General features: G+C 40.2%; 13 protein-coding genes, 4 tRNA genes and 2 pseudogenes. 10 read left to right on the top strand and 9 right to left on the bottom strand.

Annotated features, from left to right (window positions below; genetic code table 11):
- Positions 1-43: 43 nt before the first annotated feature.
- From E0H89_RS16770 to rnr, 5 genes and pseudogenes are all read right to left on the bottom strand, one after another.
- Positions 44-722, bottom strand: a pseudogene (locus E0H89_RS16770) (DMT family transporter).
- A 61-nt stretch (positions 723-783) separates the two neighbouring features.
- Complete coding sequence (locus E0H89_RS13420; RefSeq protein ID WP_131217781.1) at positions 784-1,215, bottom strand: hypothetical protein; 432 nt, start codon at positions 1,213-1,215, stop codon at positions 784-786.
- Between the two features lie 15 nt (positions 1,216-1,230).
- On the bottom strand, positions 1,231-1,440 hold the full coding sequence (locus tag E0H89_RS13415; protein WP_171459170.1) for a YheV family putative zinc ribbon protein: 210 nt from the start codon (positions 1,438-1,440) through the stop codon (positions 1,231-1,233).
- Between the two features lie 41 nt (positions 1,441-1,481).
- Positions 1,482-3,521: a M3 family metallopeptidase gene (locus tag E0H89_RS13410; RefSeq protein WP_131217779.1), complete on the bottom strand. Its 2,040-nt coding sequence runs from the start codon at positions 3,519-3,521 to the stop codon at positions 1,482-1,484.
- 153 nt (positions 3,522-3,674) lie between these two features.
- The gene (gene rnr, locus E0H89_RS13405; protein ID WP_205755862.1) at positions 3,675-6,101 is read right to left on the bottom strand and encodes a ribonuclease R; all 2,427 of its coding nucleotides are present in this window, start codon (positions 6,099-6,101) and stop codon (positions 3,675-3,677) included.
- Positions 6,102-6,366: 265 nt separating this feature from the next.
- On the opposite strand from rnr, the gene E0H89_RS13400 reads away from it, so the two are divergent.
- The 5 genes from E0H89_RS13400 to E0H89_RS13380 all read left to right on the top strand — a co-directional run bounded on the left by E0H89_RS13400 (position 6,367) and on the right by E0H89_RS13380 (position 8,787).
- Positions 6,367-6,458, top strand: a tRNA-Ser gene (locus E0H89_RS13400).
- A gap of 15 nt (positions 6,459-6,473) precedes the next feature.
- A tRNA-Arg gene (locus tag E0H89_RS13395) sits at positions 6,474-6,550 on the top strand.
- Between the two features lie 47 nt (positions 6,551-6,597).
- Positions 6,598-6,674: transfer RNA gene (locus E0H89_RS13390), tRNA-Arg, on the top strand.
- 235 nt (positions 6,675-6,909) lie between these two features.
- Positions 6,910-8,379, top strand: coding sequence for a patatin-like phospholipase family protein (locus E0H89_RS13385; protein ID WP_131217777.1), 1,470 nt, complete (start codon positions 6,910-6,912; stop codon positions 8,377-8,379).
- A 331-nt stretch (positions 8,380-8,710) separates the two neighbouring features.
- Positions 8,711-8,787 (top strand) — tRNA-Arg (locus tag E0H89_RS13380).
- Positions 8,788-8,874: 87 nt separating this feature from the next.
- Here E0H89_RS13380 and E0H89_RS13375 read toward each other — a convergent pair.
- Positions 8,875-10,125: an SRPBCC family protein gene (locus tag E0H89_RS13375; RefSeq protein ID WP_171459169.1), complete on the bottom strand. Its 1,251-nt coding sequence runs from the start codon at positions 10,123-10,125 to the stop codon at positions 8,875-8,877.
- Between the two features lie 231 nt (positions 10,126-10,356).
- On the opposite strand from E0H89_RS13375, the gene E0H89_RS13370 reads away from it, so the two are divergent.
- From E0H89_RS13370 to yddG, 4 genes are all read left to right on the top strand, one after another.
- Positions 10,357-10,857 (top strand): YcxB family protein, encoded by a 501-nt coding sequence (locus tag E0H89_RS13370; RefSeq protein WP_131217775.1) that lies wholly within the window; start codon positions 10,357-10,359, stop codon positions 10,855-10,857.
- Positions 10,858-10,895: 38 nt separating this feature from the next.
- A complete protein-coding gene (locus tag E0H89_RS13365; RefSeq protein WP_131217774.1) occupies positions 10,896-11,537 on the top strand; it encodes a fumarylacetoacetate hydrolase family protein in 642 nt (213 codons plus the stop codon).
- Positions 11,538-11,742: 205 nt separating this feature from the next.
- Positions 11,743-12,621, top strand: a complete 879-nt coding sequence (locus E0H89_RS13360; protein WP_171459168.1) for an EamA family transporter — start codon at positions 11,743-11,745, stop codon at positions 12,619-12,621.
- A complete protein-coding gene (gene yddG, locus E0H89_RS13355; RefSeq protein ID WP_131217772.1) occupies positions 12,618-13,499 on the top strand; it encodes an aromatic amino acid DMT transporter YddG in 882 nt (293 codons plus the stop codon). Before E0H89_RS13360 ends, yddG begins: the two co-directional genes overlap by 4 nt.
- Positions 13,500-13,598: 99 nt before the next feature.
- On the opposite strand, the gene E0H89_RS13350 is transcribed toward yddG, so the two are convergent.
- Positions 13,599-14,846, bottom strand: a complete 1,248-nt coding sequence (locus E0H89_RS13350; RefSeq protein ID WP_131217771.1) for a YihY family inner membrane protein — start codon at positions 14,844-14,846, stop codon at positions 13,599-13,601.
- A gap of 114 nt (positions 14,847-14,960) precedes the next feature.
- Here E0H89_RS13350 and wrbA point away from each other — a divergent pair, with 114 nt between their 5' ends.
- The gene (gene wrbA / locus E0H89_RS13345; RefSeq protein WP_131217770.1) at positions 14,961-15,560 is read left to right on the top strand and encodes an NAD(P)H:quinone oxidoreductase; all 600 of its coding nucleotides are present in this window, start codon (positions 14,961-14,963) and stop codon (positions 15,558-15,560) included.
- A 132-nt stretch (positions 15,561-15,692) separates the two neighbouring features.
- Here wrbA and E0H89_RS13340 read toward each other — a convergent pair whose 3' ends face one another.
- Both E0H89_RS13340 and E0H89_RS16765 read right to left on the bottom strand, forming a co-directional pair.
- Positions 15,693-16,052: a hypothetical protein gene (locus E0H89_RS13340; RefSeq protein ID WP_131217820.1), complete on the bottom strand. Its 360-nt coding sequence runs from the start codon at positions 16,050-16,052 to the stop codon at positions 15,693-15,695.
- 144 nt (positions 16,053-16,196) lie between these two features.
- Positions 16,197-16,401 (bottom strand): annotated as a pseudogene (locus tag E0H89_RS16765) (hypothetical protein); the annotation flags it as partial.
- Positions 16,402-16,636 lie beyond the last annotated feature (235 nt).

The following is a 16,636-nucleotide window of genomic DNA, read 5'->3' as shown; positions in this document are numbered from 1 at the left end:
AAAGCATCTTCGGGTGCTTTTTTGAGGACAGGTTATTTTTTATTTATTGCGTTGAGCGTTTTAGTCCTAAAGGGCTATACAGTACAATTGTACTAAGAATCAATATAAAACCCATCAAATTATATTGATCTGGTGTTTCCCGCTAAAATATAAAAATCTAAATGCCGGCAAAAATAATCGCAATATAATTTACCGGCCCAATCTACCCCGCAGGTGCAAGTTTATAGGCATTCGACATAAAGATTTTCTTAATATTCGCCGTAATCCTGCATAAATTAGCAAACTGAGTTCAACCCATGAATAAAGCTTCCAGAGCCAAAACATTGGAAATAAGCGTACCGATAAAACAGAAATTAAACAAGATTTTTTCAGGTGACTTGGTACTGGTCAGGGCTCAATAAAAACCGGGTACGATGTAGGTAAACACCATGGCATTGGACAGCTTTAAGTTAGCAATTGCATAAAAGAAGTCAGACGTGGCAATCAACCCAATGACTGCACGTTAAGTTATGCATCCCGATTTTCTCAGTTTTAAAAACCCTGTCCCTTGCTTAAAAATGAAAAAAAAGGAATAAGCCGACAAAATTTCGGAAAAATACAAGGCTGGGATTGTTGACAGTATGTGAGGCATAACCAATGCATATATCCCTCAGGGAAAAGAGAAAAGCAAAGCAGGTGAGTAAAGCAAGCACTTTAAATAAACTACGATTGCTTGTAGCTATGGGCCTGAAAAAATCAGCTAGAATATTTGCTGCTATTTTAGCCGAATCTTCAATTATAGAATTATTGTTTTTGAGCCAGTTGGGCTTCAAGTAATTTAATCTGCTCTTGTTTGAGTGCAACTAAATCGTTGGCATCTGCATGTTGTGCTTTTAACACAGCTTCCTGATTATTCAATTGCTTTTGAATATCTTCCAGTTTAGCAATTTCTTCTTTGGCTAAGGACTCATTCTCTGGAACAGCTGCTTTCAGAATTTTTTCATCGACCAATTGAATGGGTTTTTCATCGGTTGCAACTGGGCTTTCATTCGGTTTCACTTCAGCAGAAGCAGCAGGCTTTGCCGGAGTATTTAAGCTTGTTGCTTCATGTTCAGCAAGTACTTCGTTCGATGTTGCAAAAAACCATTGATATGCCAAAAAAAGCACAATGATTGCAACTAATCCCCCAGTAATGCCCAATAAAAGTTTTGGGCTATTTCTTTGATCTAACGTCATGTATTGAACCTGTTATTATTTTGGCTGACGAGGTTTGAACTGAATGACGCCAATCTCATCCGGTACTTCCGGCATTTCTGGTTCATCAATATGCGTCGGGCGGTTTTCTGTATAATCGCATTCGACGCATTCAATCCATTCGTCTTCGCCAGAGGTAAGCATGACCACTCTATCTAGCGCTTCACATTTAGGACATTTTGCACCTGCAATGAAACGACGTTTAATAGCCATCTTACTTACCTTCTGATCAATCTAAGACGCCTATTTTAAGCGTTTTTAGCGGGGTTCGTCCAACCTTGATGACGTAATAAAGCATCTATTTTTGGCTCGCGTCCGCGGAAATTGATAAACGCATCAAGTGCTGTATCTTTTCCGCCAACTGCTAGAATAAATTGACGAAATTCTTTTCCGGTCTGAATGTTAAAAACTCCTTCTTTTTCGAAACGATCAAACGCGTCGCTGGCCAAAACTTCGGCCCATTTATACGAGTAATAACCTGCGGCATAGCCACCGGCAAAAATATGGCTAAAACTATGCTGGAAACGGTTATAAATTGCCGTTGGTGCCACTGCATATTTTTGGCGAATATCGTCGAGGGTGGCTTGGACTTGTTCTGCATTTAAAGCAGAACTGTGCTTGTGGATGGATAAGTCAAATAGGGCAAATTCAATTTGACGCAAGGTTTGCATACCAGACTGGAAGAAGCGTGCATCCAGTAAAGCTTTCAATAAGTCTTGTGGTAAATGCTGTTTGGTTTCGATATGTTCACTGAGCAGATCCAGACTGTCGGTATCCCAAGTCCAGAATTCCATAAACTGGCTTGGCAGCTCGACCGCATCCCAATCCACGCCGTGTGTACCTGCTACCGCAATATGGTCGACTTCGGTCAACATGTGATGCAAGCCATGTCCAAATTCATGGAATAAGGTATTTACTTCATCATGCGTGAGCAGGGCAGGTTGATCACCGACCGCAGGAGTAAAGTTACACACCATGTAGCAAATCGGCTTTTGTAAGCCATCTTTAGTTTGCATACGTGAACGGAAGCCACTCATCCATGCACCACCGCGTTTGCCACTGCGGGCATACAGATCAAAGTAAAAACCGCCAACCACAGTGCCTTGATCTTCCAGTTCAAAATAACGTGCATCTGGGTGCCAAACCGGAGCTTCGCGTTCCACAATATTGATGCCGTAAAGACGGTTCACAATACTGAACAAGCCTTGCAGAATTTTCGGAGCAGGGAAATATGGTTTTAATGACTCTTGGGATAAATTGAATTGATGAACTTTAAGCTTTTCAGAATAGTAGCCGGTATCCCAAGGCTGTAAATCGTGAATACCATCTTGAGATGCGATGGCTTTGAGTTCGGCAATTTCTTGAGTTGCTGGCGCACGGGCATGTTCGGCCAAGTCGACCAGAAATTTATCGACCGTTTCGACGTCTGGCGCCATTTTGCTAGCCAGTGAAAGCTCGGCATAATTGTTAAAACCTAATAGCTGAGCCATTTCATGACGCAGGCTTAAGATTTCCTCCATCACTTGCGTATTGTCAAATTCAGGATGCTCAGACAGATCTGAAGCACGTGTAGTGTAGGCTTTATACAGTTCCTCACGTAAGCCACGGTCATCTGCATAGGTCATAATGGCAAGATAAGAAGGAATATCTAAAGTGGCAACCGCTTGTTCAAGTTCACGTTGCTGACCATATTGCTTTAATAAATCGATGCTGTTTTGTGGTAAGCCTTTGAGTTGCTCTTCGTTAAGTGGTTTGAAGTAGGCTTGGGTTGCATCCAGCACATGGTTGGAGAAGTCGGATGAAAGCTGAGATAAGCGTGCGGAAATTTCTGCATAACGTGTTTTGGCTTCGCCTTCTAAAGCCACGCCTGAAAGTTTAAAGTCGCGCAGGGCCAATTTAATCGCACTTTGATGCGCTTCAGGCAAGGTATTAAATACAGTTGCATCCTGCACGTTCTGATACGTTTGATATAACACTGTGTGTTGACCCAGTTGGGTATAGTATTCGCTTAAGGCAGGCAGCAGGGATTGATAGAGTTCACGGGTTTCTGCGTTGTTCATCACCGCATTGAGATGGGATAGCACACCCCAAGATTCACTCATATTATTTTCAAGGGTATCCACTTGGTCTAATACGGCCAGTTGCACCTGAATACTTTCAGGAACTTCGGTTAAATCATTTAAAAAGTTTTGTCCTTGTTGAATGGCTTGTTCAATCTGTTGTTTTAAGTCTGCAAGTTGAATTTGATCAAATTGGGGAACGGGCAAGGTCGCCTTTTCTAAAGTCATTTCTAATACGCCATTTCATTTATAAACTTAATAGTAGATGTAGGGCTTAGGCATAAGGAAATCAAGGTCTAGATTGCTTTTATGGGTAAATACATATGAATATCGATGATCAATAAAAAAAGCCCTACCGAAGTAGGGCTTAATTTTAAAACATTATTCTATCTTAGGTTTGGCATTATCCTTTTTCTTTTTCGGCTTAGCCTTTTTTCTCACTTTGTCTTTATCTTTGGCTTTTAGTTCCGATTTAGCTGATGGCTTTTTGTCGGACTTTTTAGCAAAAGGAGCTGACTTGCTTTTTGGCTTTTTCTTGCGAATTGGCTGTTCACCATCTTCACTCACCACCGCTTTAGCACGCGGGCTAAACACTTCCTCTGTTGTGGTCTTGGCCACACGTGGGGCACGGCTACGAATTGCACGACCGGCATGGGTCATTTGTTGTAATAGTTGAAAGTCAATCTTGCGATCTTCCAGATTCACGGCTGCGACTTTGATTTTGACCTCATCGCCAAGACTAAAGGTTTGGCCACGACTTTGACCGACCAAGCTTTGGCTGGCCTGATCATAAACAAAGAAGTCATCGCCCAGTTGGCTGACATGAATCATGCCATCGACATAGAGGTCTTTAAGGGTGACGAATAAACCAAATTCAGCGACTGCACTAATGGTACCCACGAATTCTTCACCTAAATGCTGCTGCATATAGTGACATTTCAGCCAGGTGGTCACTGAACGTGATGCTTCATCCGCACGGCGTTCAGTTTGAGAGAAATGTTCACCTGCATCATCTAAAGCGGCACCTGAAAGCGCGAAAGGCTTTTGTTTTAAATGGGCTTTGATGGCACGGTGCAACAACAAATCAGGGTAGCGACGAATAGGTGAGGTGAAATGTGTATAGGCATCATAAGCCAAACCAAAATGTCCGGCGTTGTTTGCGCCGTAATAGGCTTGCATCATTGAACGCAATAACACCGCATGAATACTTGGCGCATCAATACGGTCTTTAGTCGCATCAATCACCGCTTGGTAATCTTTTTGTGTTGGCTGTTCAGGGAAGGGCAAGCCAAGCAATTTCACATATTCACGAACTTTTTGGATACGCGAAAATTCAGGTGGTTCATGCACACGGTACAACATTGGAATGTCGTTTTCTAATGCATATTCTGCTGCTGCAACATTGGCCAGCAACATACATTCTTCAATCAGCTTATGCGCTTCATTGCGCGAACGCGGCAGAATTTCTTTAATTCCACCCAACTCATCAAAAGTCATATAGGTTTCGACCGTTTCGAATTCCATCGCATGACGTTCAGAACGTAAACCTTTGAGAATCTGATACAGCTGGAACAAAGTATTTAATGACTTGTGCATACTGCGGTCTTCAGGAATCGCATTGCTGTGGCCCTCAAAGTATTCTGCCACTTGGGTATAAGTCAAACGTGCTTTTGAATGCATGACTGAGGGATAGAACTGGAAGCCGGTAACTTTACCCGCGCGGGATAAAGTCAAATCACATACCATACAGAGACGGTCTACGTGTGGGTTGAGCGAGCAAAGACCATTGGAGAGTGCCTCAGGCAGCATCGGCAAAACAAAGTGCGGGAAATACACAGAGGTACCCCGTTCTTTTGCTTCATCATCCAGTGGTTTATCGGTACGGACATAATGACTGACGTCAGCAATCGCAACCACCACACGATAACCGCCACCTGGACGTTTTTCTGCATACACAGCATCGTCAAAGTCGCGTGCATCTTCACCATCAATAGTGACGAGGGCTAAATCGCGTAAATCGATGCGACCTTCACGGTCCTGTTCGTTCGGTTCTTTAAAGCTTTCTGCATCGCGAACCACTTCTTCTGGAAATTCATAAGGCAAACCAAACTCTAAAATGGTTTGTGGAATAATGATTTCCGTATCAGCTTTATCCGCCATCGATTGCACGATGTGGCCTGTAGGTAATTCTTCACGGGTCGGGTAGTCATCAATGGCGACACGAACAGAATCACCCACTTTAACTTGGGCATGTTCAATCAGTTCTTTTTCTAAGGTAATCGGTTGATGTGCATTAGGATTCGCAGGTTGAATGAAGTATTCGCCGTCATACACCGCAACTTTACCAATAATCTGTTTTACACGATGCTGTACAACTTCAGTAATAAAACCCCAAGGTTTACCTTTGCGGTCTACAGAGGTTTGACGAACTTTAACGCGGTCACCATTAAAGACCAAACGCAGTTCACGTTCAGGTAATAAAATATCATCATGACCGGAAATGTTTGCGGTTCCCAACCCTTTCGAATTGATGTATACGGTTGCTTCATGAGTCGGTTGGCTGGTTGCGAGCTGGAACCTGAACCCATCTTTCATCAATTGACCATCGCGTACCATGGCACTTAAACGATGGCTGAGTGCTTCTATACTTTTTTCATCTGCAATATTGAAGTGTTCCACTAAATCTGCATGAGATTGTGGTGCTTGTAGTTTTTCAATCGTTTCTGAAATGAGAATACGGCTTGGAATAGGATTGTCATAACGTTCGGCTTCAGCCTTGGCTTCAGGGTCGACCCAATTTTTCATAATGTCTTTGGCTTCATGTCAGAAGATAGGATTAGCATAAGTCATGCAGCAGGATACTGCACGAAAATGATTGCAATATTGTGTTTTCAATTTCAATTTTACAGTGAAGCAGCATATTTCACACGAGCAACTGTCTAGAAAAGCGGGAAAAGGGGCTTAATAAAGCTGTAAATCGTTTAAAAAATAGATGATTGATTAAAAATATCAGAATTTTTTGAAATGTGACTTGAAGTAGTAGAGTTTAGTTTGTATTATGGCGGCTCGTTACGGTGAGGTGGCCGAGTGGCTGAAGGTACTCCCCTGCTAAGGGAGCGTGGGTCTTAAAGCCCACCGAGGGTTCGAATCCCTCTCTCACCGCCACGAATAACTTGAAATGCGCTCATAGCTCAGCTGGATAGAGCACTTGGCTACGAACTAAGGGGTCGGGAGTTCGAATCTCTCTGAGCGCACCAATCAAGTTAAACGTAAATGTAACGACGTCGAAAGACAACTCAAGTACGCGCTCATAGCTCAGCTGGATAGAGCACTTGGCTACGAACTAAGGGGTCGGGAGTTCGAATCTCTCTGAGCGCACCAACTTGAACCCATCGACAGATGTAAAACTGGAAAAAACCGCATATGTTGCGGTTTTTTTGTGCCTGAAATTTAGTTAGAGCATCTGATTGAGCTTGCTTAAATATTTTTAAAAATGGGCTTCACTGCATTTGTCAGAAAGAGTTTCAAACATAGAAGTTTTTTATATTTCGGTTTAGTTTATTCATTCAATAAAAAGATTTTACCTCCGATAAATTATGATAGTGAGGGTTTAAATATGACTCTACTTACGTTAATCAAAGATAATGAAGACATTCATGATCAAAAGGGCTATATCCATTCAATTCGAGATAAAATTACGGCGCAGCCAATCTCGGATATTACCGATCACCAAGGTAACCAATATATTGATTTGGTATTGGAAGGAGGTGTGGTGTGGGGGCTTGCCTTAATCGGTTATACATACACGCTTGAACAAGCAGGTATTCGTTTTCTAAACTTAGCTGGAACTTCAGCAGGTGCAATAAACGCAATAGTTTTTGCAGCTTTAGGACAATCCTCTGACAAAAAAATTGAACAGCTCCTGGCTATTTTTAATAAAATGGATTTAAAAATTTTTGTTGATGGCGGTGTTCTAGCTCAAGAATTAACAAGTGATATTGAACAAAAAGATCCTCCATTTTTTGCAATGTTTCCAAAACTGTTAGGTCTTTTAACTCTCGGAAAATTTAGCAAAAACAAACTGGGTATCAACCCGGGGCAGTATTTTGAAAACTGGTTAGACAGCATTTTAAATCAGCATAATGTCTCAACAACGGCTAAACTTTTTAAAAAACTAGAGAATAAAAATTTAAAAATCAGAGAAATCAGCAAAAGAAAATACCCGGCTCTTGATCAAATCCGCTTTGAAAATACTTTCAAAACCAATAAATTGGCTATTATTGCATCAGATATTACTACTCAAAGCAAAATTATTTTTCCTCAAATGGGGTATTTATACTGGAACAATCCCCTAGACGTTCATCCCAAACACTATGTCAGGGCTTCTATGTCCATTCCGTTGTTTTTTGAACCTGTTCGAATCAATAACATACCCAAAAATCGTGAAGAGTTTTGGCAGGTATTAACGGGCTTTGAAGGGAACCTTCCTGAAGTTGCTTATCTGGTTGATGGAGGGGTGATCTCTAACTTTCCAATTGATGTTTTTCATTCTCGGGACAGCATTCCATTATGTCCCACATTTGGAGTCAAACTTGATGTGAGTAGAAAAAAAGCTTCAACAGTAGACAGCATAGCCGACTATTTAACCGCACTCGTCAAAACCACCATTCATACCAATGATTATACTTTTTTGCTTAATAATGATGATTACAAACAATTGATTACATATGTAGATACTTCACAGAAATATGTGCCAAATCGTAAAAATAACTCGAATAATATTGTGAAAAAAATATGGGGGAAAATTAAGCCCAATGAATCAGATACTTTTGGGATTCTTGATTTCAATATGTCGGATGAAAAAAAAGCTGCACTATTTGCATTAGGTGCAAAAGCAGCCTGTGACTTTATTTGTGGAAATGACGTATATGCTTCAAGTAACAAACAAAAACCTTATCCACCATATACAATTCCACCCTTTAATTGGGAAGAATATAAAAATTTAAGAGAACAGTTAATTGTGGCGGATACCCGAGCCTATCAAGAAAAAAAACAGAAAATTAAAAAATTCTCTTTATTGCCATAAATAGGTTTAAGAAAGTTATATGCGTATTTTCTTGTGGTTACTAAATATTCTAGCAACCACTGATGATATTCTAAATAGCCTCACATCTGTCTTTACCAATTAAGTTATTTTCCTGAACATTAGAGTCTAGAGCATGTTCAGGGCTTGTGGCTGATTTTTAAGATCAATGTTTGAGAAAGATGTCATGATAAATTACACGATCGGCCATTTTTGTTTAAAAAATAGATGAATAATTGATTTCTGCCCAATAACTGTTCACTTGATTACGGATTTGTTAAAAAGCTCTTAACAGAGCGTTAAAAACGCGTATAATGCAGCACATCAAGACGTCGCGCTCATAGCTCAGCTGGATAGAGCACTTGGCTACGAACTAAGGGGTCGGGAGTTCGAATCTCTCTGAGCGCACCAACTTGATTCATCGACAGATGTAAAACTGGAAGAAACCGCTTAATTGCGGTTTTTTTGTGTCTAGTATAAATTAAATATGTTAAAAAATTATTTCATCTTCTGCTTAATTTTTAATGCCAATACGGTATTGCCACCAATCGCAGGTAACATGTCATGATAAGGCATGCTTCGCATCGCTCTGAGCAGAAACGGAGCTTTGTCATGAATTTTCATGGCACTGGTGACCTTTAATAAGGTACCGTTGCCTTGCGGAATCAGCTGCATTCCGCCTTTGACAAACTGCAAATCTCCACCTACCGCATCAAACTGATTTTCTAAACTGTTGGGATAGTCAAAGCGCAGCTTAGAATCGAATGGAATATTGATGACGCCCAATCCGACTGAAATTTTATAGTCTGCATCAAAGGTGTTGGAATCAATTTGTTTGATGTCGATGTCTTTAATCTGGCGTGGAAAAAGTTCCTGATAAGCAGGCACACTCAGCCAATGCTTTAACTGTTGCGGGCTTTTGGCAAAATATTGATAGCTGCTACTAAAACGCAAGCTTTCCAGGCCATGCGAATAAGGCACTTTATTAGATGGCAAAATAAACGAGACGGGTTCTTGCGAGGACTGGCTCAATGCTGCAATTTTTTGAACCTGACTTGAACTTAATCGGGTTTCAGGTAATTCTCCAACTTTTAGGATTTGAGAGCTAGGCGTTTTAAAATGTTGTTGCAAGGCTTCTAATAAAAAAGCGTTGGTACCAGAAGGAATACCGAGTTTGGCCTCTGGAAGAGCATTCAAAATGGTACTGAATAAAAAGCCTTTAGGGTGGTTTAAGTCGCCCCATTGAGTAACAGTAATTAAAGTCTTGTTTCCGCCTAAATCAAACCATTCAATTTTACCCGCGCCGTAAGGAATCGGGGCATCCAGTACAATGGTAGAAATACTATTGGCAGTTAAATGATGCTGCATCAACACATTTTCTTTAAAGTTTAAGATAGGAATAGGAGTGGGAATAGATACTTGATATTTCATCTGTGTAATTGCGCCTTGCTGCTCCAGTACTTTCGCAGATTTTAAGGTCGGAAATAGCCCATTGTACCCGCTATAGTTACTTAAAAGTCGTGCTACGTTTTGGCTATTGGCGGGTACAACGACTGCACCGGTATAAAACTTGCCTGTCATACTTTGCGGATTTTTAAAGGTCGGCAAAGTAATTGCCTGTGCAGGATGGGCATAAATCAAAATACGGTTTGCAGTCAAATCTGCCAGTGTTTGAGCTTTACCTTGAAATACACTTAAGCTGCTGGGAATTTGTTCTTTCCATTGAATAATTTTTGCAGAAGTCTGCATGCCAATCAGGCAGCACAGAATCAAGAGGCTGCATTTCTTTTTATGGGTTTGCATATCACATCCTGTTTATGCTTTTTTCTTACTGAATGCTGATGTTTTAATCAATTTTTAAAGCCTTGGGAAGCAAACTTATGTAAATTTGGTGGGATGGGGGCGAGTAAAAACAATAAGAAAAAGGTCAAATCTGGTGTAATATCTAGCGCAATTGTTGTAATAATTTGATGATGAAATATGTCAGAGACCAAGCCCGCGGTATCACTACGTTATTCCTTAAACCTGGAAGAATCACAAGATGGTTTTGCACTTGCAACTTTTGGTAAAAAGCAGCTTACGCGCTTTATTACCCCGTTGGTGAGTATCGGAATCATTATTTGGGGTTTTTATCTCGGCTTTAATGGCGTAGGTCGCTATTACGTGGCGCTTGGCGCTTTCTTTTTAATTTTACAGTTGATTATGCGTTACTGGTTTTTACCGATGATGTTTAAACGTCAATTCGTAAAATACCAATTCGGTAAAAGTGAACAGGGCATCGAATTATTTCAAGATTATGCCGAAATTTATGCTAATGGTCGTAAGCAGATATTCAACTACAGTGAAGTACAAAATTTTGCTATAGGTAAACTCACCTATATGATTGAGCTAAAAAACCGTACCGTCATTATTGTGCCGAAACGTGCTTTTGAGCAGCAATCTGCGGATCAAACGGTATTTGAAAATACATTCAAAAAGTAAGTTTTAAAATATTTAAATGTAAATTAAAAGGGAAGATCATGAATACACGTCCATCTAAAATTGTCTGTGTCGGTCGTAGCTATGCAGACCACGCCAAAGAATTAGGCAATGCTATTCCTGATCGTCCAGTTTTATTTATTAAGCCGCCCAGTAGTTTGACGAGTTTAGAACAAGGTATCTCATGGAATCCTGAGTGGGGCAATTGCCACTATGAATGTGAACTCAGCTTAAGGATCGACCGTACTTTAAAAGCAGAAACCGATCCAGCCAAAGCCCTGCAAGCAGTCGGTGCAGTGACTTTAGGTTTGGACTTGACCCTGCGAGATTTGCAAGATGATTTAAAGAAGAAAGGACAGCCTTGGGAACGTGCCAAAGCCTATGATGGTTCGTGTGTTTTGGCAGACTGGGTGGAGCTTTCAGAAGTCAAAGACTGGAAAGGTGTGCATTACACCTTGCATGTCAATGATGAGCTGCGTCAAAAAGGTGATACTTCTTTACTGATTTTTGATATTGCGACTTTGCTTGCAGATATCAGTCAGGTCTTTACGTTAGAACCGGGTGATGTGGTGATGACGGGTACGCCAGCAGGTGTGGCGGCCTTAAAACCAGACGATCAATTGACCATGACATTACAAGGTCAAACCCAAGATTTTGTCTGGAAAACCTTTGTTCAGGCTTAAGCTTTGAATGAAGAAAAGGACTGCTTAGGCGGTCTTTTTTTAAATAGATATGACGCAAAATACTTGTCAAATTATCTCCAACCAGATGATCTTCAATTTCGAAATTGAGAGACTTAGCGTATCTTTGGACGCGTAAAAATACGGTAAGTTTAAAGGAAAAATAGTGATAGAACGCAAGGCACTGGATGTACAAGCCTCTACCATCATGTTTGGCTTGTGTATTCTTTGGGGCTTACAGCAAGTTGTCTTAAAAATGGCGGCTCCAGATATTTCTACTTTAATGCAAGTTGCCTTGCGATCAGGACTTTCTGCCTTAATGGTTTATCCACTGATCAAGCTTGCAGAAGGGAAGGCATTGTGGAGCAAAGATTATTTGTATCCTGGCTTAACGGTGGCTATATTATTTGCTGCTGAGTTTTTTATGCTTGCTCAAGCCGTCCGGTATACTTCTGCGTCACATACTGTTGTGCTGCTTTATACCGCACCTATTTTTGTGGCCTTAGGTCTGCACTGGAAATTGCCTTCTGAACGATTATCCATTTTGCAGTGGTGCGGTATTTTTATCGCTTTTTTGGGTATTGTAGTGACGTTTATTGGACGTAACGGCAGTTCAGAGTACGATCTATCGCGCGTACTGTTTGGAGATTTTTTGGCGTTATTGGCAGGAGTTCTCTGGGCAGCCACCACAATTGCCGTTCGCTTAAGCAAGCTTTCTGATGCGCCCGCGACCCAGACTTTGTTCTATCAATTGGCCGGTGGTTTTGTATTTTTATTTCCTTTAACTTTCGTGTTAGGACAAGCCAGCATTCATTGGACAACACTTGCCATTAGCAGTCTGATTTTCCATAGCGTTGCTATTTCATTTGCCAGTTATCTGATTTGGTTCTGGCTATTGAAAAGTTATTTGGCTTCACGTTTAGGGGTGTTTTCATTTTTAACGCCCTTATTTGGCATGCTGTTTGGTGTGTGGTTGCTCAATGAAAGCATCGAAATGAACTTTATTATTGGCACAGCTATGGTGATGGCTGGTGTATTGGTGGTGAGTTTACAGGGCTGGTTCAAGCCGAAAAATAGTAACGCATGAAAGCATGCAATAAAGCCACCTTAATAGGCTTTTCATCCATCTTGATTTGGGCAAGTCTGGTTGCAGTGGTTAAACTGATTACTGAATCCTTAAGTCCTGTTTCAGCGATTGCCCTGATTTATAGTTTTAGTGCAATCGCCATTTTAGTGTTGAATGGACTGCCGCGTTTTCAGCACATCTCGAAAGCTTATGTGTGGGGCTGTGGTGCTTTATTTGTGGCTTATGAAATTCTATTTTTAGTTTCGATTGCCTTGTCACACAATCATGATCAGGTGCTGATTATTGCAATGATTAATTATTTGTGGCCGCCACTTACGATTGTATTTTCAATCCTGGCCAAGCAGCTGAATTATCGTTGGCCGGTTATTTTAGGCTTTATTATTTCTGTCCTTGGGCTATTGCTGGTGGTTAATCCGGATATTTTGAATTTGCATCAATTTCTGCACATACTGCAACAAAATCCCATGGCCTATTTTTTTGCATTTTTAGGGGCTTTGCTTTGGCCATGTTATAGCGTAATGACCAAAAAATATGCCCAAGGACAAAATGCGGTACCGCTATTTTTTATGGTGACGGCAATCGCCTTATGGGGTATTCATTTTATTCTGGATGAGGCTTTTATTTTTCCACAGTTGAATATGTGGTTGTTGATTGCAGTAACTGGTGGTTTGGTGGGAATTGCCTATAGCAACTGGAATCAGAGTTTGCAGTTTGGCAATATAAAACTGCTGATCCTTGCTACCTATTTTATGCCTGTTTTATCTTCCTGTATGTCGATGCTAATTTTGAATACCACCCCGAATTTTACCTTTTGGATCGGAACATGCTTAGTCACTTTTGGGGCGGTAATTTGCTGGAAAAGTACTTCTGAAATTTAAGTCTTAAATATTTATCCTTCCTCTTTTAATGAGGAAGGATAAAAGTTTCTATATAAAGTAAAATTTCTCAATAAATGGCAGGCTGAGCCACCTAAAGGTTTATTTCTGTTCCAGAATTTTGGATAACGGGATCGCTAATTTTGCTGAAAGATAGTCATCAGTTTCAACCAGTGCAGGCCCCAGTTTTTGCATCCATTCATCGTCAGGGTGAAGATTGCCCATATCCTGACGGCGTGGAAGTGGATAGGGTAACTGGGTATAGAAACTCCAGAAATCGACTTGATCCAGATTGCGTGCTAGCACAAACTCGTCATTGTCGGTACGTTTGACCAAATTTTGTTTTTCAAGCATCAGTACATAAGAAGGCCAGCGCCCAATTTCTTCACGCCCTAAAATGCTTAAAGCTTCTTCATCAGAAACACTTTCACCTTTCAGTTGTTTTTTATAAAACAGTTCCAGTAAATCCAGCAGCATAATCACAGGATGACGTTTCCGTTCTTTGCCTGAATAAAAAGCGGTTATTGCATAACTGATTTCAACGCCTAACAAGACAATATTCCAGGACAAGAAAATCCATAACAGGAAAATCGGCACGGCGGCAAAAGCACCGTAGACAATTTCATAACTGGTGAAATTGGACATGATGAAACCAAACAGATTTTTGAGTAATTCAAATACCACCGCACTGAATGTTCCCGCAATCAAAGCCGCCTTGATTGGAACACTCCGGTTGGGAATAGTCCAATTCAAAATGAAAAAACCCAGAATGGTCAGGGCAAAGGAAATACCCCAAAAGATAAACTCGCCATTTAATTCATAACCGGCAAAATTATTGCTCAGTACATTTAAAGAAGCCACGGCAGATGAAATAACGAAGGCACTGCCCAATACAATTGGACCCAGGGAGATAATGGTCCAATAACGCATGAATCCAATAATGCCGCCACGTGTTTCACGAACGCGCCAAATTCGGTTAAACACCGTCTCGATACTGGTTAGCATCATTACGGTAGTAATAAATAGAAATAAAATCCCAATGATAGTCAAATTACTGGATTTATCGGTAAAAGCATTGAAGGCTTTGTCAAAAGCAATCGTGGTTCGGGGTAAGAAATTACTATAAATCAGTTGTTGTAATTGTTGCCTTGCCGGTTCAAGGGCTTTAATGGAAGAAATGATGACCAGAAAAACAGTCAGCATGGGCACTACTGCAAATAGCGTGGTATAGGTTAAGGAACCTGCCTGTTCACGGCAACGATCGGCTTCAAAACGTCTTATCACAAATAAAACAAACTGAAACCAAGTCTTGTCATAAAAAGGGAGTTTTTTCAAATACTTTTCTAACATAGGTATAAAGTCTCAATTTTTTTAATCATCTTTATGAATTTTCATGATCAAGCTTAACCAAAAAAAAGGAAAAATACCGTATAGTTTTCTTTTTTAGCTTTGTTTATAAAAATTATGCAGCCTTATGTTCTTGTTTTATATTACAGCAAATATGGTTCAACGAAAGAAATGGCCTATTTAATTGCCAACGGCATTGAATCTACAGGTATAGCTGTAAAAATCCGCACTGTTCCCAATTTATCGACAGTGGTCAAAGAAGCGGAGCCAAGTATTCCTGCTGAAGGAGATATTTATTGTACTTTAGATGATTTGGCAAACTGTTCCGGTTTGGCACTCGGTTCTCCAACCCGTTTTGGCAATATGGCATCGGAGATGAAGTATTTTTGGGATCAGACCACCAGTCTTTGGCTGAATGGTGCTTTACATCAAAAACCGGCCTGTGTCTTTACCTCATCTGGTTCAATGCACGGCGGACAGGAAAGCACATTACTGACCATGCTGCCACCATTGTTCCATCACGGCATGATGATCATGGGTTTGCCGAATGCCAATCCTGCATTATCCAATACTAAATCGGGTGGTACACCGTATGGTGCAAGCCATGTCAGTGGTCCGCGCCATGATTTAGGCTTAAGCCAGGATGAAAAAGTCTTATGTGAAGAGCAGGGCAAGCGATTGGGTAGTGTGGTTAAAAAGCTACAGACAAACTCATAATTTTCTAAAGTAGAAAGCAACTTAAGTAGGTGAATTTCTGAATAGAATTTTTATCGATTTATAAAAATAAAAAGACCATTCTAAAATAAATGGTCTTTTTTAATTACAGTATAAAATTCAAGCGTTAAGCCGTTATACTTTTTCTTTAAAACGATGATTGCACTTTAGGCATTTGTAATCTAAGAACACATTTTTATCGATAATTACACCGGCTTTTTTGCCGAAAATGTTCCCTAAAATACCGCCAGTGACACCTACGGCAATTGCTCCTACAAATGTGCCAACAGTTCCACCGAAAATAACCCCTAATGGTCCAGCAACAGCACCAATGGCTGCACCTGTCGATGCACCTGTTGCTGCGCCACCCACTGTACCTGCTGTTGCACCCGCGGAAGTAAGAAGGATGCCACTTATTGTCTTGATGTTTTTCTCGTGATCTCGTTTTTCAACTTCAGAAGATCCGCATTTAGGACATTGCATAAATTTTTCCATCAATTATTTATCTTTTGGTTATCTTGAAATGAAGCCAGTTTATTACTTCAAACAGATAATGCACCATCACAATTTACAGTATGGATGTTCTAACACATCGAGTCAGAAACATTTCATAGCAACTTGATTCTAGCTGAATGAAAGTCATAGAAGTTTATCTGAGTTGTAAATGCACTCATTTTCTAAAGATTTTACTGCTGCTAAAGATTCAACACAGTAACTTTTATCAAGTAACAAGCAGCGAGTCGGGTTGGAATTTTTTTCAACCCTCTACCAAAAATTCAGCTTTTACTTGATGAATTAAATCAGCAAGACCTAAAGCAGCCTGATCATTCTCCAAAAATTCATCACACTCGTTAACATTTTATCATTAGAGTTAATTTTTTCTGTGAAACTCTAATCTTACTCTGAAAAACTCACTTTCCTCTTGGAATTCCTATACAAATAACTTAATTAGGATTAATTTGCTATATTTTTAATAAATTGAGATTTTGTTCACCTTTTTATAAAATTTTAATAAAATCAAAAATTATAGTTTTATAAACTGAATTAATCTCCCCAGTTGAGTCTTTATTAATAAATGT

Origin of the sequence: Acinetobacter sp. ANC 3781 (genome assembly GCF_004331285.1) — a bacterium.
GTDB lineage: Bacteria > Pseudomonadota > Gammaproteobacteria > Pseudomonadales > Moraxellaceae > Acinetobacter.
Note: the sequence above shows the minus strand (reverse complement) of the source record. Positions and strands in the feature narration are given on the sequence as shown.

What these genes read in the sequence shown, in the direction of transcription:
- E0H89_RS13375 (WP_171459169.1), bottom strand. Translation starts at nt 10,125, where the DNA reads ATGCAGACTTCTGCAAAAATTATTCAATGGAAAGAACAAATTCCCAGC.
- E0H89_RS13420 (WP_131217781.1), bottom strand. Translation starts at nt 1,215, where the DNA reads ATGACGTTAGATCAAAGAAATAGCCCAAAACTTTTATTGGGCATTACT.
- E0H89_RS13365 (WP_131217774.1), top strand. Translation starts at nt 10,896, where the DNA reads ATGAATACACGTCCATCTAAAATTGTCTGTGTCGGTCGTAGCTATGCA.
- E0H89_RS13385 (WP_131217777.1), top strand. Translation starts at nt 6,910, where the DNA reads ATGACTCTACTTACGTTAATCAAAGATAATGAAGACATTCATGATCAA.
- E0H89_RS13410 (WP_131217779.1), bottom strand. Translation starts at nt 3,521, where the DNA reads ATGACTTTAGAAAAGGCGACCTTGCCCGTTCCCCAATTTGATCAAATT.
- E0H89_RS13360 (WP_171459168.1), top strand. Translation starts at nt 11,743, where the DNA reads ATGTTTGGCTTGTGTATTCTTTGGGGCTTACAGCAAGTTGTCTTAAAA.
- yddG (WP_131217772.1), top strand. Translation starts at nt 12,618, where the DNA reads ATGAAAGCATGCAATAAAGCCACCTTAATAGGCTTTTCATCCATCTTG.
- wrbA (WP_131217770.1), top strand. Translation starts at nt 14,961, where the DNA reads ATGCAGCCTTATGTTCTTGTTTTATATTACAGCAAATATGGTTCAACG.
- E0H89_RS13340 (WP_131217820.1), bottom strand. Translation starts at nt 16,052, where the DNA reads ATGGAAAAATTTATGCAATGTCCTAAATGCGGATCTTCTGAAGTTGAA.
- E0H89_RS13370 (WP_131217775.1), top strand. Translation starts at nt 10,357, where the DNA reads ATGTCAGAGACCAAGCCCGCGGTATCACTACGTTATTCCTTAAACCTG.
- E0H89_RS13350 (WP_131217771.1), bottom strand. Translation starts at nt 14,846, where the DNA reads ATGTTAGAAAAGTATTTGAAAAAACTCCCTTTTTATGACAAGACTTGG.